The organism is Paenarthrobacter sp. FR1 (genome assembly GCF_051106045.1).
Classification (GTDB): Bacteria; Actinomycetota; Actinomycetes; order Actinomycetales; family Micrococcaceae; genus Arthrobacter; species Arthrobacter nitroguajacolicus_A.
The window spans coordinates 276,102-291,833 of sequence record NZ_JBPFSF010000004.1; the positions used below are offsets into that span (position 1 = coordinate 276,102).

A 15,732-nucleotide genomic window follows, 5' to 3' on the forward strand; every position below is an offset into this window, starting at 1 on the left:
CTCTCGACAGCTACCCCTCGACAAAGGAGCACCAATGCCAGAACGTACAGCCACCATCGCAAGCCGCGTCGGCCTCCATGCCCGCCCGGCCGCTATCTTCGCCGAAGCCGCCGGCGACCTTGATCTCGACATCACCATTGCCCGCCAGGGCGAGCCGGCCGACGACGCCATGGACGCTGCCAGCATCCTTTCCCTCATGAGCCTGGGTGCCGCACACGGTGACGTTGTGGTGCTGCGCGCCGAAGGTGAAGGCGCGGACGCAGCCCTGGACAGCCTGGTGAAGATCCTCGAAACGGACCACGACGCCTAGCAGGACACGCAAACTCCTTAGGGACGCGGAAAGAGCCTGGTGCCACCCGAATATGGGTGGCGCCAGGCTCTTTACGTGTCCTTACGGACCGGCCAGCTCGTCGAGGTGGCGTGCGAGCATGCTGAGCATCGGACTCGCATCCGGCAGTTCCCCGCTCCACAGGCCATGCATCGCGATTCCGTCCAAGAGTGCGCGCAGCCGCTGTGCTTCATACTGGGGGTCGCGTCCCCTGGAGAACTGACCCGCTTCGGTCAGGATCTGAATGGCAGCGCCACATGCTCGATCGACTGCGTCGCTAAGCCTGATGGCAGCAGGGCGAAGCTCGCTGTCGGTCAGCGAAAGGACCCCGAGCTGGACTTGCGCCACCAATTCCATGCGCCGTTCCTTGTCGAGAGGGAGCAACTGCAGCAGCAGCTCATCAACCAGTGCCCGGCCGGTCAGCTCGAGGGCGGCCACCCTGGCAGTGACTCGGTCCTCAATGAGTTGCAGGCAGTACTCCCGAAGGGCATGCTGCGTGGCAAACGCACGGCGTAACGAAGCAGCGGCAATGCCGGCTTCCGCTGCAACCCCGCGCACGGACAGGCCCGCGAGCCCATCACGTTCCAGGACGCGTAAAGACGCCTCCGCAATCGCTTCCGTGCGTGCCTCTGCGTCGATTCTCCGCGGCATGGATTCAGCGCGAAGGGGTTGTAGCCGGCATGGCGCGGGCGGGTTTCTTGGGCCAAATCGTGTAGCTCACGGCCCACAGGAAGTCGATTGCGAAGATGATGCCCAGGATGCGAAAGAATCCCGCGAGGGCCGAGGTTCGTTCCGGGTCGTTGACCAGGAGGATGATTGCCCCCAGGGTCGCAGCGGCGATGACCACCGCCAGCGCTGTGAGAAGTACATCCCGCCAGCACTTGACCGTATAGCGGGTTCCCGTGAGTCGTTCCGGTGCAGGTCCGCCGGCGAATCGGTGCTGGAAGTGCGCATCGGCCCATGCCACCATACGTTTGCCGTAGGCGATGGAGACGCCAATGTAGATCGCCGCCAGCCCGTGCTGCCATGAGGCAGTTCCCCCACCGAGCAGATCGACGGCCACCAAGGCAAGCAGGACAGCATCGATCACAGGGGCAAGGATCAGGAGAGCTCCACCCAAACGGGGGCGCCGCAACAAATACCGCGCCGCAAGCCCGGCAAGAATCGCCACCCAGAACGCAACTTCACACACCACGATTGCGAACAGAATCATTTACGGCCCCCAGAAGCTATGCCCCGCCAATCCTTATTAGTACGAGTGTACTCATAAAATTCCCGGGACAGGCTCGAGGCACCTGGTCTACTTCGGCGCTTCGCCGTTCAAGTAGGCAGCAATCGACGCTTCCGTTGGCTTGACGTCCCTAAGCTCTTCCGACAGGTAGCCTTCAATGACCCTTGGATCCACATAGGACGAGCGCGCCACCGAGGGCGTATTGCCCAAGAGGTCCGAGGTCTCCTTGATGGCGCGCACAATGGCCTGCCGGGGAGTGCCCTTATGGCCTGACTTGATGAGGCTCATGGCCGCTGCCGCCGTCCCCTTCCACGTACGGAAATCCTTGGAGGTGTACGCCTCTCCTGCGATGCCGCGCAGGTATTCGTTGATCATGGACGCATCCACCGATACCCAGGTCCCATTGGCCTGGTAAGCCAATAGCCGCTCCTTGCCCGGCCGTTCCGCGAGGGGCTCGAGGAAGGCCGCCAACGCGGGGTCATGAATGGAGGTGTCCCACAGTTGGCCGCTTTTACCGGGGAACTTGAGGAAGACGTCCGGCCCCTCCACGCGCGCGTGGCGGCAGCGGAGGGTGGTGAGCCCATAGGAGCCGTTCTGCTTCATGTAGATCTCGGAACCCACGCGGAGCGCGCCGAGGTCCATGAAGCGCACTGCAGCGGCGAGGGTCTGCTGCCGCGGGTCTGCAGCGTCCTGGAGATGGACCGTCACGTTGCGGCGAACCGTTGGCAGCACCAAGCCCAGTTTGGCCGCGCGAATGAACTTCTCAGTGTCCTTCCGCTCCCGCCATCCGGGGTGGTAGATGTATTGGCTCCGCCCTGCGGCATCCACGCCGGTGGCCAGGATGTGCCCATGCTCGAATGGGCTGATCCATACATCGGTCCATGCAGGCGGGATCGCCAGCGCATTGATGCGCTGGCGATCCTCCTTGCTGACCAGGCTTCCGTCCGGGTGGCGGTAGCTGAAGCCCTTCCCTGCCTTGCGGCGGACAATGCCGGGCTTATTTAGGTCGCTTCGCTTCAGCCGGGGCACAGTTTCTTCGCCCTTTTTCGATCCGCGGAGTCCCGGTGACCGGCTAAGCCTCGTCCGGATCGGTTACGGCTGCACCGGCGTTCATGATCTCTGCGTTGATCATCCAGACCAGCTGCTCAAGGCGGGCGATAAACGCGTGCAGCAGGTCCGCCGTCGTGGGATCTTCCTCATCCACCTCGTCATGGACGTCGCGCATGGTCTGGACAGCGCGTTCCACGCGGTCGGTGACCAGCTTGACGGCGTTCTTGGTGTTGACCAGGCCCGCGGGGAATTCCTCCAAACGGGTGCCCTTGGCGATGGTTGCGCTCCGGCCGTCAGGCAGGGCGTGGAGGGCACGCATGCGCTCGGCGGTGTCGTCAGCGAACTGTCGGGTGGCCAGGACAAGCTCGTCCAGCTGGAGGTGAAGGTCGCGGAAATTGGGCCCCACGATGTTCCAGTGGGCCTGCTTCCCCTGAAGCTGAAGCTCGATAAGGTCTGTCAGGACAATCTGAAGGTTGTCTGCAAGCTGCTGTGACGCTTTCATGTGTTCCTCTCTTGGACGTTCATTTGAGCAAATAACGTATCGCCGAATATCCCGGCAACTGCCCAATCATCAAGTGACGACTTCAACAAGCCTTTCATAAGGGTGCTTAGTAGTACAATGAGGAGTGTCCGTGTTCACGACTGGCGAACTTCGCAACAGAGCGAAGGCCGGAGCGTGATAACGGCAAAGGCACTTTGAGGCCTCGCCGGCCTCAAAGTACTGGCATAACTAAATCGAAGTAAATCGGAATGCATAGTTGGGAATCTGCGATTCACCAAAGATTCCCCCAGAAAGGAATGTGCTGACCATGAATACGCTTCTGATCATTGCTGGTGTAGTAGCAATTGTTCTCCTTCTTGTGGGCGGTTTCTCGCAGGCCCTGAACTGGTTGCTGTGGGTAGGCGTCATCCTCCTCGTTATCGCAGCCATCGGCTGGCTGCTGAGCTTCATGTCTGGTCGCAGGGGACACACGGTATAAAGCGAGATAGAGCCGGCGCCCCACCCCTCAGAGGTAATCCTCCGGTGTCGGAGATCAGCCGCCGTCCGCAGCGCTGCCTGTAGCTGAGGGCGGCGGCGCCGCATCAGGATCCTTGGGCGTGGGGAACTCGTCGTCAGGCGCTTCAGGGACTCCCTGCGCGGGCCGCTCAGCTGTTTCGCGCTCGTCACCCTGACCAGGCATTTCTTGCTCTGGTGTAGGCGTACCGTAGCCGCCGGGCTCGCTCTCCGGGTCCACGCGGTGCTCATCCTGGCTCATGTTGTTCCTCCTTGGAAATCCGTTGAAGCCCCGACCAAAAGTTCGAGGAATGCTGACAGTCCGACCGTAGTCCGGCGCACCGTCGGCGTCCACCAATCGCTAGCGGAGGTGCGTGAATGGTCGAGCCGGAGCAGGCTCCACGAATCGGCAGGAACGAATCCACTGAAGAGCGGATGGACCGCAATTGGATGGAACTGATCCAGGAGTTGCGGGTACTTCAGACGGGCGTCCAGATTCTGGGCGGATTCCTGTTGACGCTGCCGTTCCAGGAACGATTCGAAAACCTGGACGACTGGCAACGGAACTTGTATCTCTTCAACGTGATGGTGGCCGCCCTCACTACCGTGCTCATTGTGCTCCCGGTCAGCGTCCACCGGCGACTCTTCCGCCGCGGGCTCAAGACCACCCTCGTATCCAGCGCTGATGTTGTCACCAAGTGGGCACTCGGTGGCGTCGCGTTGCTGATCACAGGCTCAGCCACGCTGGTCTTCGACTTTACGGCCGGGAGGACGGCGGGCCTCGTGGCCGGCGGTTTCATTGTCCTGGTCCTGCTCTTGCTGGTGGTAGGCACGCCCCTGTGGCTGCAAAGGCGGGCAGTGCGGATCAACGGACAATCCAAGGAAGGGTAAGCCATGCTGCGCCCCATCAAGGACCACCAAGCCGCCGGGAAGAACAGCGAGCCGAAACGCCACTGGGTCAAGGACCACGGTCTCCTCCTGGTGAACGTTGGCCTGTTCCTTGTGTTCCTGGGCGGAATGATCATCTCCGGTGCGGCCAGCTACAGCGAGGAGCAGCAAACCCACGGCGGGCCACCACTGGGCATCCTGCAGTACCTGGCCACGGGCCACTTCGTGGAAGCCGTCTTTGAGAACTGGGAATCGGAATTCCTGCAGATGGCCATGTACGTGGTCCTGACGGTGTTCCTCTTCCAACGAGGCTCCTCGGAGTCCAAACCGGTTGACAAGGACGCTCCCCAGGACGAAGACCCGCGCGATGCCAAAAAGACAGCCAAAACTCCTTGGCCCGTGAGGCGTGGCGGATGGGTCCTGAAGGTCTACGAACATTCGCTGTCGGGACTCCTTGCCCTGCTGTTCCTCGCGTCCTTCACCATGCACGCCATCGGTGGCACAGCAGCCATTAACGAAGAACAACTCAGCCACGGCCTGCCGGAGGTCTCGACCTGGGAGTACGTAGCCTCCGGCCAGTTCTGGTTCGAGTCGTTCCAGAACTGGCAGAGTGAATTCCTGGCCGTAGCCGTCCTGGTGGGAGCCTCCGTCTACCTCCGGGAACGGGGTTCGCCGGAGTCCAAACCCGTCGCCGAACCGCATTACGAGACAGGCGCATAGCCAGCAAAGAAAGGAAGATGAACCTTGCCGGAAAAGAAAAACCCCAGCATCAAGGACCCTGGACTGTATGAAGAACTGCGCGACGACGGCGCCTCCAAGGAAAAGGCCGCCCGCATCTCAAACGCCGCCGCTGCCCGTGGAAGAAAAGAAGTAGGCCGCAAAGGCGGAAAGTCCGGGGATTACGACGATTGGACCGTGGACAAACTGAAAGCCCGCGCCAAGGAACTTGGTTTGAAGGGCTATTCGGGCAAGAAGAAAACCGAACTCATCTCCATGCTGCGAAACCACTAGCAATCCACGACGCCGGGTCACGCCTTTTTCTTGGCCCGCGCCTTAGGCTTGCTGGCAGTTTTGCTGGCGGCAGCGTCGTCGTCGGACGCCTTTTCCTTGCCGCGCTTCTTGTCGAGGCTGCGCTTGAGCGCTTCCATAAGGTCGATGACGTCGCCGCCTTCGCCCTCGCCTTCGACCACGCCGAACGTGGCCTCCGTGTCCAAGGCCTCGCCCTTCTCCAGCTTGGCCTCGATGAGGGTTTTCAACTGCGCCTGGTAGTCGTCGGTGTATTCGTCGGGATCAAAATCATGCGCCATCGATTCCACCAAGGCCGAGGACATTTCGAGTTCCTTGTCTGAAATCTTGATGTCCGTCTCCAAGGACGGGAACTTGGCCTCACGGACTTCGTCGCCCCACAGGAGCGCCTGCAGCAGCAGCACATCGCCGCGCACGCGCAATGCCCCCAGCCGGGTCTTCTGGCGCAGCGCGTACTGGACAATGGCAATCCTGTCCGTGTCCTCCAGCGTCTGGCGCAGCAGCATGTAGGCCTTGGGGGATTTGGAATCAGGCTCCAGGAAATAGCTGCGCTCGTACATGATGGGGTCCAACTGCTCGGCGGGGATAAACTCCACCACCTCGATTTCTCGGCTGTTCTCCTCCGGCAGGGACTTCAATTCAGCCGTAGTCAGGACCACAGTGCGGCCCTCTTCCTCGTAGGCCTTGTCGATATCCTCGTAAGCCACCACTTCACTGCAAATTTCGCACTTACGCTGGTACCGAATGCGCCCGCCGTCCTTATTGTGGACTTGGTGCAGGCCAATATCGTGATCCTCCGTGGCACTGTAGAGCTTCACTGGTACGTTGACCAGACCGAACGCGATAGATCCCTTCCATATGGCCCTCATGCACCCAGTCAACAGCACAAGCCAGCAGAGGAGAAGAGGTGGCAGGCAAGCAACAGGAGCGGGTGAACGTGGAAGGCCACGAACTCACCCTCACCAACCTGGGCAAAATCATCTACCCGGAAACCGGCACCACCAAAGCCGAAGTGCTGGAGTACTACGCCGCAGTGGCACCGTTCCTCATTCCTGCTGCGGCCAACAGACCCGTCACCCGCAAGCGCTGGGTCAACGGCGTAGGCACGGCTGAGCACCCCGGCCAGGTGTTCTTCCAAAAGAACCTGGAAGACTCCGCACCCAAGTGGATACCGCGTGCCACCATCCACCACTCTGACCACACCAACGACTACCCCATGGTCAACAACCTGGCCACGCTCACGTGGATGGCCCAGATCGCGTCCCTGGAGATCCACGTTCCGCAGTGGCAGGTGGACGCGTCCGGGAAACCCCTCAGGCCCGACCGTTTTGTGCTGGACCTCGATCCCGGTCCCGGCGCGGGCCTCCCCGAGTGCGTCGAAGTTGCCACCCTGGCCCGCTCCATCCTGCAGGACATGGGCATGGATCCGGTCCCCGTCACCAGCGGCAGTAAAGGCATCCACCTTTACACAGGGCTGGATGGGACCCTGAAATCCGAGCAGGTTTCCGCCTTTGCACACGAACTGGCCCGCGCCCTGGAGTCCGACCATCCGGAGCTGGTGGTCAGCGACATGAAGAAATCCCTCCGCAAAGGCAAGGTCCTGGTGGACTGGAGCCAGAACAGCGGGAACAAGACCACCATCGTGCCGTACTCCCTGCGAGGCCGAGCCTTCCCTACCGTTGCCGCGCCCCGAACCTGGCGGGAACTCGGTTCCCCATCACTGGACCACCTCGACTACACCGCGGTGATGAAACGTGTTGCCACCGGAAAGGACCACTTCGCGTCCATTTCCGACCGTCACCTTCCGCCACACGGCGAGGATGCGGATGACGACGACGGCGGCGCTGACGGCGGCGGTTCGGGCAGCCTCGGCGGCGCCTCCCGGGAGCGGCTGGTGACGGTGGAGAACCGTCTCGCCAAGTACGTCGGGATGCGCGATCCGGACAAGACCCCGGAGCCGTTTCCGTCGTCGTCGGCTGCTTCCGGCACCACAACCGGCATAGCGCCGTCCGGAAAATCGTCCACGGACCAGCCGAAGCCGGGTGACCCTCCGCCACCCGGCGGCATCTTCGTGATCCAGGAGCACCACGCCCGCCGGTACCACTTGGACTTCCGGCTGGAGCACGAGGGCGTGCTGGTTTCCTGGGCACTGCCGCGAGGGGTCCCGGAAACGCCGGACCGGAACAATTTGGCCGTGCACACCGAGGACCACCCCATGGACTATGCGAACTTCGCGGGAGTCATTCCCAAGGGCGAGTACGGTGCGGGGACCATCAGCATCTGGGACCGCGGCGAGTTCACCTGCGAGAAGTGGCGCGACGGCAAGGAAGTGATCGCCACGCTCACGGGCGAGCCCGGAGGTGGACTGGGCGGCACCAAACGCTTTGCGCTGATCAACACCGGGGATCGCTGGCTCATTCACCTGATGAAGGAGCAACCGGGTGGGAAGCGGACTGCCAAGGCCGCCCCAGCCAAGCCCCCGCCCTTGGAGCCCTCACCCCAGCCCATGCGCGACTACGCTCCCATGCTCGCCACGTCTGGATCGATCTCCGACTTGCACGGCGACGACTGGCTGTACGAGCTGAAGTGGGACGGCATCCGGGCAATCATCACGGGCACGGAGGGCAAGATCCGGTTGATGAGCCGCAACGGCAACGACCTCACGGCTACCTATCCCGAGCTCACCGACCGCAGTTGTTGGCCGGAGGGCGACTTCGTGGCCGACGGCGAAATCGTGGCACTCGGCAAGGGCTCCCGGCCAGACTTTGGGCGGCTGCAACTCCGGATGAACTTGGTAAGAACCGCGGACATCGAGCGTGCGCGGGCATCCGTCCCGGTGCAGCTCATGTTGTTCGACCTCCTGCACCACGACGGCGCGGACCTGAGTGGCCTGCCGTTCAGCGAGCGCCGCGAGAGGCTGACGGGGTTCGCGGGGCGATTGCGCGCGGGATGCCCACTTCACCTTTCAGCAGTCTTGGACCACGATGTGGAGGACCTCATGGCCAGCGCTGCCGAGCTTGGGCTGGAAGGCGTGATGGCGAAGAAGGCCGACAGCCGTTATGTGGCGGGTCGGCGCAGCAGGTCCTGGATCAAGCTGAAGTTGGAGCGGAGCCAGGAAGTGGTGGTGGGTGGTTGGCGGCCTGGTGCGGGTGCCCGGAGCGGGACGTTTGGCGCGTTGCTGCTGGGCATCCCCGAGGGCGACAAGCTGCATTACGTGGGCAGGGTTGGCAGCGGATTCAAGGATTGGCAGCTGCGGGACATCATGGAAGAACTGGAGCCCCGGGTTGTGCCTGACTCTCCTTTCGCCGATATCCCCCGTGAGGACGCTGCGGGTGCCACGTGGGTGAGCCCTGATCTTGTGGCGGAGGTGACGTTCGGCGAATGGACCGGCCCTGGCCGGCTAAGGCATCCCGTCTGGCGTGGTTGGCGTCCGGACAAGTCCGCTGCGGACGTGAGCCAGCCCAACTGACTGGCATTAGTGGTTGTTCTGAGCGCTCAAAACAACCACAAGTGCTAGTCAGTTGGGCTGGCTGCGTTAGCCGAGGCGACTACGAGGAATGCGGCATTTGTGGACGGCTGGTCCTGTGGATCGCCGTCACAGCTGCTCCTTGGCCCATGCGGCCGTGGGCTTGGTCGCGTTCCTTCAGGTGGCGGCGTTTGCCGCTACCGTCCGGCCACTGCCTGCCCTGGTCCGCTCCCAGTGCAACAGCAATGGTGGCCGGTTCGGGCATGGGAGCCATACCCATGGACTCCACCAAGTGGCTTGCTACCTCGGGGTTGATGTTCTCTGCTGAGTTGTTGGCAGTCATGGTTCTTCCTTTCCGCAATGAAACGAAGGGATTTCAATACTAGGTGCGCCGGAGACCGTTGTCTGCAGGATTTACCTGGACCCAGGATTTACCAGCGGACCTTCTTCTCCGTCTTGGCTTGCTTGCCGCTGGCGGACGTGGGCTTATGGCCCTTGCCCGTGCTTTGCCAGCCGGCCGGAGCGCCGCCCCCGGATTTGCTGGCGAGCATCGCCCGCTGGGCGTCAGTCAGTTTGGACTTGATGCCACCGGAAGCCGGAGCTTTGGAGGTGCTCTCCGGCGCAGTGTTCTCCGGAGTGTTGTTGTTGGAAGGGTTGGCAGTCATACGTGGACTCCTAAAGGTGTGAGTCCTGAAGAGACACTTGTCCCATGACGTTTGCGGTGCGAAAAAAGGCGTCGACAACGGGAACGGCATGGAGGCATGGCCTCAACAGGCGTGGATTTTTGTCAGGTCAAACGGGCAGCATGCTCAATGGCACACGCCGGTCTACTCAAAAATCAGTGTTCCCATGAGTCATACCCTAACCAAGATCCAGCGGATTTGTGAACCCCTTGGCTAGCATGGCAACCGTGACCCGGAGAATGTCCATCGCCACCACCCTCCGAGCTGCCGGCTGTGTATTCGCCGACGACGAAGCCAGGATCCTGATGGACGCCGCCCGGACTCCAGAGGAGCTGGCCCGCATGGTGGACCGGCGAATCGATGGGCTACCCCTCGAACACATTGTGGGATGGGTGGACTTCTGCGGGAGTCGCATGGTGGTGGAACCGGGCGTTTTCGTTCCAAGGCGCCGCACGGAGTTCCTGGTGCGACTGGCAGCGACACTCGCCAAGCCAGGCGCCGTCGTCGTCGATCTCTGCTGTGGTTCGGGAGCGATCGGTGCGGCGCTTAGCGAACTGCTGGGAAGTGCCGAGTTGCATGCTGCGGACATCGATCCGGCCGCGGTCCAGTGCGCCCGCCGCAACGTTGAGCCCCGCGGGGGTCGTGTCCATCACGGTGATCTTTACGAGGCACTGCCGCTCCACCTCAGGGGGCGCGTGGACGTCCTCCTCGCCAACGCACCCTATGTACCCACAGGGTCCATCGGGTTGATGCCGCCGGAGGCGCGGCTGCATGAGCCGGTGATGGCGCTCGACGGCGGCGTTGACGGTTTGGACGTTCAGCGTCGGGTTGCGCTGGGGGCGGCTCAGTGGCTGGCGCCGGGTGGGTGGCTGTTGATTGAAACCTCGGAGTCGCAGGCACCGGAGACCGCCGACATCATGGCGGTGGCCGGGCTCCTGGCGAGGGTGGTCTCGGAGGAGGCGCTGGACGCCACGGTGGTGCTCGGATCGATCCGCGGCACCGGGTAATCCATCAGTTTTTGACCCCGTTTTGGCCCTGTTAAGTGGGCTTGGCTAAACAATTTGGTAACAACGTGCTTTAAGGGGGCAAAACAGGTCAGCATCCGCGTCATTGCGGGGCAAAAGCGGGCAATGAGATGCAACACAGCTAAGCAATTTGCACCCTCAAAGGACCCAAAAATACGATCTCAACTCGGGTTTTCGGTCCAAAACGCGTAAAATTGAAACCCTGCCCAGAGCGGGGCAGCAGAAGTCGCAAGCAAATGACCTCCCTAGGAGAAGCCCAAATGCCCACAGACCAAAGCAACACCGTCTCTCCGGATGGCGCAAGGAACGCCACCGGGAATCAGGTATTGGCAGGCCACACCCCGGCCGCCACGAACGCAGCAAACGCAGTTAAGAACGCCAAGAAAACGAAGCTTCGCCCGAAGCGCCGGCTCAAAGAGTCCGACGTCAACGTGGTGAACAAGCCGATGCTGCGCAAAGCACTCGGCGGCACCATCGTCGGCAACACCATGGAATGGTACGACGTCGGTGTTTTCGGCTACCTCATCACCACCATGGGCCCTGTCTTCCTGCCAGAAGCAGACAAGTCCGTTCAGACACTCTTCCTTCTGGGCACCTTTGCCGCAACCTTCATCGCGCGCCCCCTCGGCGGCGTCGTGTTCGGTTGGCTCGGCGACAAGGTAGGCCGCCAGAAGGTGCTCGCAGCAACCCTGATGCTGATGGCGGCAAGTACGTTCGCCGTCGGACTCCTTCCCGGCTACGCGCAGATCGGCATCTGGGCCGCCGCGTTGCTGGTGATTCTGAAGCTCATTCAGGGCTTCTCCACCGGTGGCGAGTACGCCGGTGCCACAACCTTCGTCAGCGAGTACGCCCCGGATAAGCGCCGCGGTTACTTCGCCAGCTTCCTTGATATGGGCAGCTACATCGGCTTCGCCCTCGGTGCAGCCCTGGTTTCCGTCCTGCAGCTCACGCTGGGACAGGCAGCCATGGAGGAATGGGGTTGGAGGATTCCGTTCCTGATCGCCGGCCCGTTGGGCCTCATCGCGGTGTACTTCCGTAGCAAGATCGAGGAATCTCCCCAGTTCCAGGCCACCCTGGACGCCCAGGAAGCTTCCGCCAAGGATGCCGCATCCCAGGATGCCGCCGTCGCCAAGGGACCCATCGGCATCATCAAGGCCTACTGGCGCCAGATTGTGCTGGCCATGATCCTGGCAGCCGCAGCCAACACCGTTGGTTACGCACTGACCTCGTACATGCCCACGTACCTCACGGACTCCAAGGGCTACGATCCCGTCCACGGCACCTTGCTGACCATCCCGGTCCTGGTGATCATGGCCGTATGCATCCCGCTGACGGGTAAGTTGTCCGACCGCATCGGGCGCCGTCCGGTTCTGTGGATCGGCGCAGGCAGCACCATCGTCTTCGCAGTCCCGGCCTTCCTGCTGATCGGCATCGGTGAAATCTGGTCCACACTGGCCGGTCTCGCACTGATCGCTTTCCCGGTGACGTTCTACATCGCCAACCTGGCTTCGGCCCTCCCGGCATTGTTCCCGACGTCCAGCCGTTACGGCGGAATGGGCATCGCTTACAACTTCTCGGTTGCGATCTTCGGCGGAACCACGCCGTTCATCGTGCAGGGTCTCATCGAAGGCACCGGCGATGACATGATGCCGGCGTACTACCTGATGGCCACGTCCATTGTGGGCGCCATTGCCATCTACTTCCTGCGTGAATCCGCCCAGCGCCCGCTGCCGGGCTCCATGCCCAGCGTGGACACCCAGGCTGAGGCACGCGAGCTTGTTGCCACGCAGGACACCAACCCGCTCATCAACCTGGACGAGATGCCGTTCGACGGCCAGCCCATTGATGACGCCGTGTTCGGCAAGAGCAACAAGGACTTGACCCCCGCTTAGGAACTCTTTGCCTGCAACTTCTGCGCAGTAACGACTACTGCAAGCGACACGGATAGTTCGCGGCACCTCGCCGCCAACCGCAGCCACCGCCCTCAAGGCGCTCTCCTTGATGGTGGTGGCTGCGGCCGTTAAGTCCCCATGAGGGATCGCACTGCCTCGCCAATGATCCGCGCACCTTCCGGGAAGGCGCCGGGGTTGGGGCCGGCATAGTTGAGCCTGATGTACGGGCCTTCGGGTTCCGCCGGGAACCACTCCGTTCCGGCAGCTATGAGCACCCCGGCCGATTCGCAATCCCTGGTGAGTTGCTCCACGTCGAACCCGTCCGGCATCCGCAGCCACAAGTTCAAGCCACCCTTGGGCAGGTGGCTGAGGTGCGCCTGCGGAACGTGTTCGCGCAGGCTGGTAACCAGGAGGTCGCGTCGCGACTGCAATTGGTGGCTGAGTCCGCGAAGGTGCGTTTGCCACCCTGGCTGTGTGACGACGTCGAGCGCTGCTGCCTGCAGCAGGCCGCTGACGTACATCGATTCTGCGGCCTGCGCACCCATGATCCGTTCCCGGGCCGGACCGCGTGCGATGATCGCCGCGACGCGGATGGACGGGGAGACGCTCTTGGTCAGCGAGCGGATGTACACCACATGGCCGGAGTCGTCCTTGGCGGCAATCGGGACCGATGGGGCGGTGATGCCGAAGTCGTGCGCCCAGTCGTCCTCCACAAGGAAGGCTCCGTGGCGCTGGACGATCCGGAGGACTTCCTCGCCGCGCTCGGCAGACCATTGGGCGCCCGTCGGATTCGCGAAGTTGGGTTGCGCATAGAAGAGACGCGCACCGGATTCTTCGAAGGCCCTGTCCAGTTCGTCCGGATCGGGGCCGTCCGGGCCGCTGGGCACAGGAATGACATTCACCCCCGCCTGGCCGGCGGCCAGCAGCGCGCCCCAGTAACTGGGCGACTCCACCAGCAGCGGCTGTCCGTGCCCCACCAACCCGCGGAAGATGGAGCTCAGTCCGCTTTGGCTCCCGGGAAGTACGACGACGTCGCTCGGCTGGGGTGGCGTGACGCCAACGGGCGTTGAGGTGCTGAGCTCCTGCGCGAACCAGGATTGCAGTTCCGGAAGGCCTTGCGCCGGCGGTCGTGACAGGGCGGCATCTCCCCTGGCTGCGCGTGTCAGTGCGGCGCGGACCAGCCTTTCCGGCAGAAGCTCACGGGCTGGATAGCCGGAATGGAACGCGATGAGGTCGTTGGAGGCGCTGCGCATGGCAGCCGAGTTAAGTGGTCGGGCAACTTGGGCTGCCCGCAAGGCTGCCGTCTGCCAGCCGTAGTCCGACGGCCTGGCCGTGCGATAAGCCCGGACGAAGGTACCAACACCGGGTCGACTCTCGATCAGGCCCTGTGCGGTAAGGGTCCTCAGCGCCTTTTGGACCGTGACCGGGCTTGCTTGGTATTCGGCCACGAGTTGGCGGGTAGATGGCAGTTTCGCCCCCGGAGCGGCTCCAGCGATCCATTCTTTTACTCGCGAGACGATCCGGGAACTGCTATCGTTATTCATGAGTCCTAATAGTAGCGCTACTATGCTTTCGCGGCCAGTGATATCCACCAAGACATCGACCGGTATCTGGTGGGGGCTCCTGGGCGTCTTCGCTTTCTCATTCACCGTGCCGCTCACCCGGGTGGCTGTAGAGGGCATGTCGCCATTGTTCATCGGCGCCGGCCGGGCAGTGGTTGCCGCTATCCTTGCAGCGCTTGCCCTCGGCTTGACCCGGCAACGGTTTCCCCGCGGCCGACAGTGGTTCCGCTTGGCAGTGGTAGCAGGTGGGATTGTTGCCGGATTCCCGCTGCTCACCACCTTCGCCCTCACCAGCACCTCCGCGAGCCACGGTGCCGTGGTGATCGCACTACTGCCCGCAGCCACGGCAACGGTAGCGGTAATCCGAGGCCGGGAAAGCCCCCGTCCCTTGTTCTGGGTCCTGACCGTTGTGGGCGTCGTGGCCGCCTTGGTGTTTGCGCTGGTCCAGTCCGGCGGCTTCGGTTCGCTCCACTGGGCAGACTTGCTGTTGCTCGGTGCTGTCCTGGCTGCCGCCCTTGGCTACGCGGAGGGTGGGCTGCTGGCCCGGGAACTGGGGGCGTGGCAGACCATCTCCTGGGCATTGATTGTCGCGGCTCCCGTGATGATCCTGTTGACCGCGGTTTCGCTTGGTTCGGGAATGCCTTCGGCAACACCCATCCAGTGGTTGTCCTTCGCCTACCTGGGCGTGGTGAGCATGTTCCTCGGCTTCTTCGCCTGGTACCGGGGTTTGGCCATCGGGCCCATGGCACAGGTCAGCCAGATCCAACTGGTCCAGCCCGTCATGACCATCGCATGGGCCGGCCTGCTGCTTGGCGAGTCGATGACATGGACCACCGTGGTGGGTGGCTTGGCGGTGATTCTCTGCGCAGGCGCCGCTGTCCGTGTGAGGCTCAACCCGCCGTCGAAATCCTGACGCACCAGCCCGTTCCGAACGCACCTGAGAGGAAGAAATCCCATGTACACACCCGCACACTTTGCCGCCTCCGATGAAGCCGTAGACGCGCTGCTCACTACGTCCGGCGCCGCCAACCTCGTCACCATGACTCCCCAGGGATTGCTCGCCACTCTGCTGCCCTTCGTTTACGAGCCCTCGATTGGTGAACACGGAGCCCTGCATGCCCACATGGCCCGCAACAATACGCAGTGGTCCTCGCCCGTCACCGGTGAAGCCCTGATGATTGTGCAGGGTTCGGATGCCTACATTTCGCCCTCCTGGTACGCCTCGAAAGCGGAGCACGGACGCGTCGTCCCCACCTGGAACTACTCCACGGCCCACGTATACGGCGAGCTGGTCATTCACGACGACGCCGAGTGGCTGGGCAACCATGTGCGGCGCCTGTCCAACCAGCATGAGGCCGACATGCCGCGGCCTTGGACCGTCGATGAAGCACCCGAGCGGTTCATCGCCGGGCAGCTGAGGGCAATTGTCGGCGTCGAACTCTTGATCTCCCGGGTGGAGGCGAAGACAAAACTCAGCCAGAACCGCGCTCCAGCGGATGTTGACGGCGTCATCACCGGGCTCCGTGCCGTGGGCGACTCGGCGAGCGCAGCCGATGTGGAACGGGCGCGGACCTCGTAGACTCGGCG

The 15,732-nt window shown here is 62.7% G+C and carries 19 protein-coding genes; 10 read left to right on the forward strand and 9 right to left on the reverse strand.

Annotated features, from left to right (window positions below; genetic code table 11):
* Window positions 1-34 precede the first annotated feature (34 nt).
* Entirely contained in the window at window positions 35-310 is a 276-nt protein-coding gene (locus ACR30Z_RS10220; RefSeq protein ID WP_144652577.1) for an HPr family phosphocarrier protein, read from the forward strand.
* Between the two features lie 81 nt (window positions 311-391).
* Here the strand turns inward: ACR30Z_RS10220 and ACR30Z_RS10225 are convergent, their stop codons facing one another.
* The 4 genes from ACR30Z_RS10225 to ACR30Z_RS10240 all read right to left on the reverse strand — a co-directional run bounded on the left by ACR30Z_RS10225 (window position 392) and on the right by ACR30Z_RS10240 (window position 3,111).
* Window positions 392-979, reverse strand: coding sequence for a TetR/AcrR family transcriptional regulator (locus ACR30Z_RS10225; RefSeq protein WP_144652578.1), 588 nt, complete (start codon window positions 977-979; stop codon window positions 392-394).
* Window positions 980-983: 4 nt separating this feature from the next.
* On the reverse strand, window positions 984-1,541 hold the full coding sequence (locus ACR30Z_RS10230; RefSeq protein WP_434372451.1) for a hypothetical protein: 558 nt from the start codon (window positions 1,539-1,541) through the stop codon (window positions 984-986).
* An 87-nt stretch (window positions 1,542-1,628) separates the two neighbouring features.
* On the reverse strand, window positions 1,629-2,588 hold the full coding sequence (locus ACR30Z_RS10235; protein ID WP_144652580.1) for a DNA topoisomerase IB: 960 nt from the start codon (window positions 2,586-2,588) through the stop codon (window positions 1,629-1,631).
* A gap of 43 nt (window positions 2,589-2,631) precedes the next feature.
* Window positions 2,632-3,111 (reverse strand): Dps family protein, encoded by a 480-nt coding sequence (locus ACR30Z_RS10240; protein ID WP_014920468.1) that lies wholly within the window; start codon window positions 3,109-3,111, stop codon window positions 2,632-2,634.
* A gap of 307 nt (window positions 3,112-3,418) precedes the next feature.
* Here ACR30Z_RS10240 and ACR30Z_RS10245 point away from each other — a divergent pair, with 307 nt between their 5' ends.
* Window positions 3,419-3,589, forward strand: coding sequence for a DUF4175 domain-containing protein (locus tag ACR30Z_RS10245; RefSeq protein WP_143711595.1), 171 nt, complete (start codon window positions 3,419-3,421; stop codon window positions 3,587-3,589).
* Window positions 3,590-3,643: 54 nt separating this feature from the next.
* Here ACR30Z_RS10245 and ACR30Z_RS10250 read toward each other — a convergent pair whose 3' ends face one another.
* Entirely contained in the window at window positions 3,644-3,865 is a 222-nt protein-coding gene (locus ACR30Z_RS10250; protein WP_144652581.1) for a hypothetical protein, read from the reverse strand.
* A gap of 116 nt (window positions 3,866-3,981) precedes the next feature.
* Here ACR30Z_RS10250 and ACR30Z_RS10255 point away from each other — a divergent pair, with 116 nt between their 5' ends.
* From ACR30Z_RS10255 to ACR30Z_RS10265, 3 genes are read left to right on the forward strand one after another with little or no spacing between them, the layout of a single operon-like run.
* A complete protein-coding gene (locus ACR30Z_RS10255) occupies window positions 3,982-4,494 on the forward strand; it encodes a DUF6328 family protein (RefSeq protein WP_144652582.1) in 513 nt (170 codons plus the stop codon).
* A 3-nt stretch (window positions 4,495-4,497) separates the two neighbouring features.
* Window positions 4,498-5,211, forward strand: a complete 714-nt coding sequence (locus tag ACR30Z_RS10260; protein WP_434372455.1) for a DUF6766 family protein — start codon at window positions 4,498-4,500, stop codon at window positions 5,209-5,211.
* A 24-nt stretch (window positions 5,212-5,235) separates the two neighbouring features.
* Complete coding sequence (locus tag ACR30Z_RS10265) at window positions 5,236-5,502, forward strand: DUF7218 family protein (protein ID WP_144652584.1); 267 nt, start codon at window positions 5,236-5,238, stop codon at window positions 5,500-5,502.
* A 17-nt stretch (window positions 5,503-5,519) separates the two neighbouring features.
* On the opposite strand, the gene ACR30Z_RS10270 is transcribed toward ACR30Z_RS10265, so the two are convergent.
* Window positions 5,520-6,386, reverse strand: coding sequence for a Ku protein (locus tag ACR30Z_RS10270; protein ID WP_434372457.1), 867 nt, complete (start codon window positions 6,384-6,386; stop codon window positions 5,520-5,522).
* Window positions 6,387-6,424: 38 nt separating this feature from the next.
* Here ACR30Z_RS10270 and ACR30Z_RS10275 point away from each other — a divergent pair, with 38 nt between their 5' ends.
* Complete coding sequence (locus ACR30Z_RS10275; RefSeq protein WP_434372459.1) at window positions 6,425-8,986, forward strand: ATP-dependent DNA ligase; 2,562 nt, start codon at window positions 6,425-6,427, stop codon at window positions 8,984-8,986.
* A 79-nt stretch (window positions 8,987-9,065) separates the two neighbouring features.
* On the opposite strand, the gene ACR30Z_RS10280 is transcribed toward ACR30Z_RS10275, so the two are convergent.
* On the reverse strand, window positions 9,066-9,326 hold the full coding sequence (locus tag ACR30Z_RS10280; RefSeq protein ID WP_144652587.1) for a hypothetical protein: 261 nt from the start codon (window positions 9,324-9,326) through the stop codon (window positions 9,066-9,068).
* Window positions 9,327-9,414: 88 nt separating this feature from the next.
* The gene (locus ACR30Z_RS10285) at window positions 9,415-9,648 is read right to left on the reverse strand and encodes a hypothetical protein (protein ID WP_144652588.1); all 234 of its coding nucleotides are present in this window, start codon (window positions 9,646-9,648) and stop codon (window positions 9,415-9,417) included.
* A gap of 236 nt (window positions 9,649-9,884) precedes the next feature.
* On the opposite strand from ACR30Z_RS10285, the gene ACR30Z_RS10290 reads away from it, so the two are divergent.
* Both ACR30Z_RS10290 and ACR30Z_RS10295 read left to right on the forward strand, forming a co-directional pair.
* Window positions 9,885-10,673, forward strand: a complete 789-nt coding sequence (locus tag ACR30Z_RS10290) for a putative protein N(5)-glutamine methyltransferase (RefSeq protein ID WP_144652589.1) — start codon at window positions 9,885-9,887, stop codon at window positions 10,671-10,673.
* Between the two features lie 278 nt (window positions 10,674-10,951).
* Window positions 10,952-12,583: an MFS transporter gene (locus ACR30Z_RS10295; RefSeq protein WP_144652590.1), complete on the forward strand. Its 1,632-nt coding sequence runs from the start codon at window positions 10,952-10,954 to the stop codon at window positions 12,581-12,583.
* 128 nt (window positions 12,584-12,711) lie between these two features.
* Here the strand turns inward: ACR30Z_RS10295 and ACR30Z_RS10300 are convergent, their stop codons facing one another.
* Window positions 12,712-14,127 carry a PLP-dependent aminotransferase family protein gene (locus tag ACR30Z_RS10300; protein ID WP_144652591.1) on the reverse strand — a complete coding sequence of 472 codons (1,416 nt, stop codon included), beginning with the start codon at window positions 14,125-14,127 and terminating at the stop codon, window positions 12,712-12,714.
* On the opposite strand from ACR30Z_RS10300, the gene ACR30Z_RS10305 reads away from it, so the two are divergent.
* Window positions 14,126-15,058 carry a DMT family transporter gene (locus ACR30Z_RS10305; protein ID WP_144652592.1) on the forward strand — a complete coding sequence of 311 codons (933 nt, stop codon included), beginning with the start codon at window positions 14,126-14,128 and terminating at the stop codon, window positions 15,056-15,058. The genes ACR30Z_RS10300 and ACR30Z_RS10305 overlap by 2 nt on opposite strands.
* Window positions 15,059-15,100: 42 nt before the next feature.
* The gene (locus ACR30Z_RS10310; protein WP_144652593.1) at window positions 15,101-15,724 is read left to right on the forward strand and encodes an FMN-binding negative transcriptional regulator; all 624 of its coding nucleotides are present in this window, start codon (window positions 15,101-15,103) and stop codon (window positions 15,722-15,724) included.
* Window positions 15,725-15,732 lie beyond the last annotated feature (8 nt).

Bases quoted from the DNA above. Each gene is read 5' to 3' on its own strand.
- ACR30Z_RS10220 (WP_144652577.1), top strand. From the start codon at position 35: ATGCCAGAACGTACAGCCACCATCGCAAGCCGCGTCGGCCTCCATGCC.
- ACR30Z_RS10225 (WP_144652578.1), bottom strand. From the start codon at position 979: ATGCCGCGGAGAATCGACGCAGAGGCACGCACGGAAGCGATTGCGGAG.
- ACR30Z_RS10230 (WP_434372451.1), bottom strand. From the start codon at position 1,541: ATGATTCTGTTCGCAATCGTGGTGTGTGAAGTTGCGTTCTGGGTGGCG.
- ACR30Z_RS10240 (WP_014920468.1), bottom strand. From the start codon at position 3,111: ATGAAAGCGTCACAGCAGCTTGCAGACAACCTTCAGATTGTCCTGACA.
- ACR30Z_RS10245 (WP_143711595.1), top strand. From the start codon at position 3,419: ATGAATACGCTTCTGATCATTGCTGGTGTAGTAGCAATTGTTCTCCTT.
- ACR30Z_RS10250 (WP_144652581.1), bottom strand. From the start codon at position 3,865: ATGAGCCAGGATGAGCACCGCGTGGACCCGGAGAGCGAGCCCGGCGGC.
- ACR30Z_RS10255 (WP_144652582.1), top strand. From the start codon at position 3,982: ATGGTCGAGCCGGAGCAGGCTCCACGAATCGGCAGGAACGAATCCACT.
- ACR30Z_RS10260 (WP_434372455.1), top strand. From the start codon at position 4,498: ATGCTGCGCCCCATCAAGGACCACCAAGCCGCCGGGAAGAACAGCGAG.
- ACR30Z_RS10270 (WP_434372457.1), bottom strand. From the start codon at position 6,386: ATGAGGGCCATATGGAAGGGATCTATCGCGTTCGGTCTGGTCAACGTA.
- ACR30Z_RS10280 (WP_144652587.1), bottom strand. From the start codon at position 9,326: ATGACTGCCAACAACTCAGCAGAGAACATCAACCCCGAGGTAGCAAGC.
- ACR30Z_RS10285 (WP_144652588.1), bottom strand. From the start codon at position 9,648: ATGACTGCCAACCCTTCCAACAACAACACTCCGGAGAACACTGCGCCG.
- ACR30Z_RS10290 (WP_144652589.1), top strand. From the start codon at position 9,885: ATGGCAACCGTGACCCGGAGAATGTCCATCGCCACCACCCTCCGAGCT.
- ACR30Z_RS10295 (WP_144652590.1), top strand. From the start codon at position 10,952: ATGCCCACAGACCAAAGCAACACCGTCTCTCCGGATGGCGCAAGGAAC.
- ACR30Z_RS10305 (WP_144652592.1), top strand. From the start codon at position 14,126: ATGAGTCCTAATAGTAGCGCTACTATGCTTTCGCGGCCAGTGATATCC.
- ACR30Z_RS10300 (WP_144652591.1), bottom strand. From the start codon at position 14,127: ATGAATAACGATAGCAGTTCCCGGATCGTCTCGCGAGTAAAAGAATGG.
- ACR30Z_RS10310 (WP_144652593.1), top strand. From the start codon at position 15,101: ATGTACACACCCGCACACTTTGCCGCCTCCGATGAAGCCGTAGACGCG.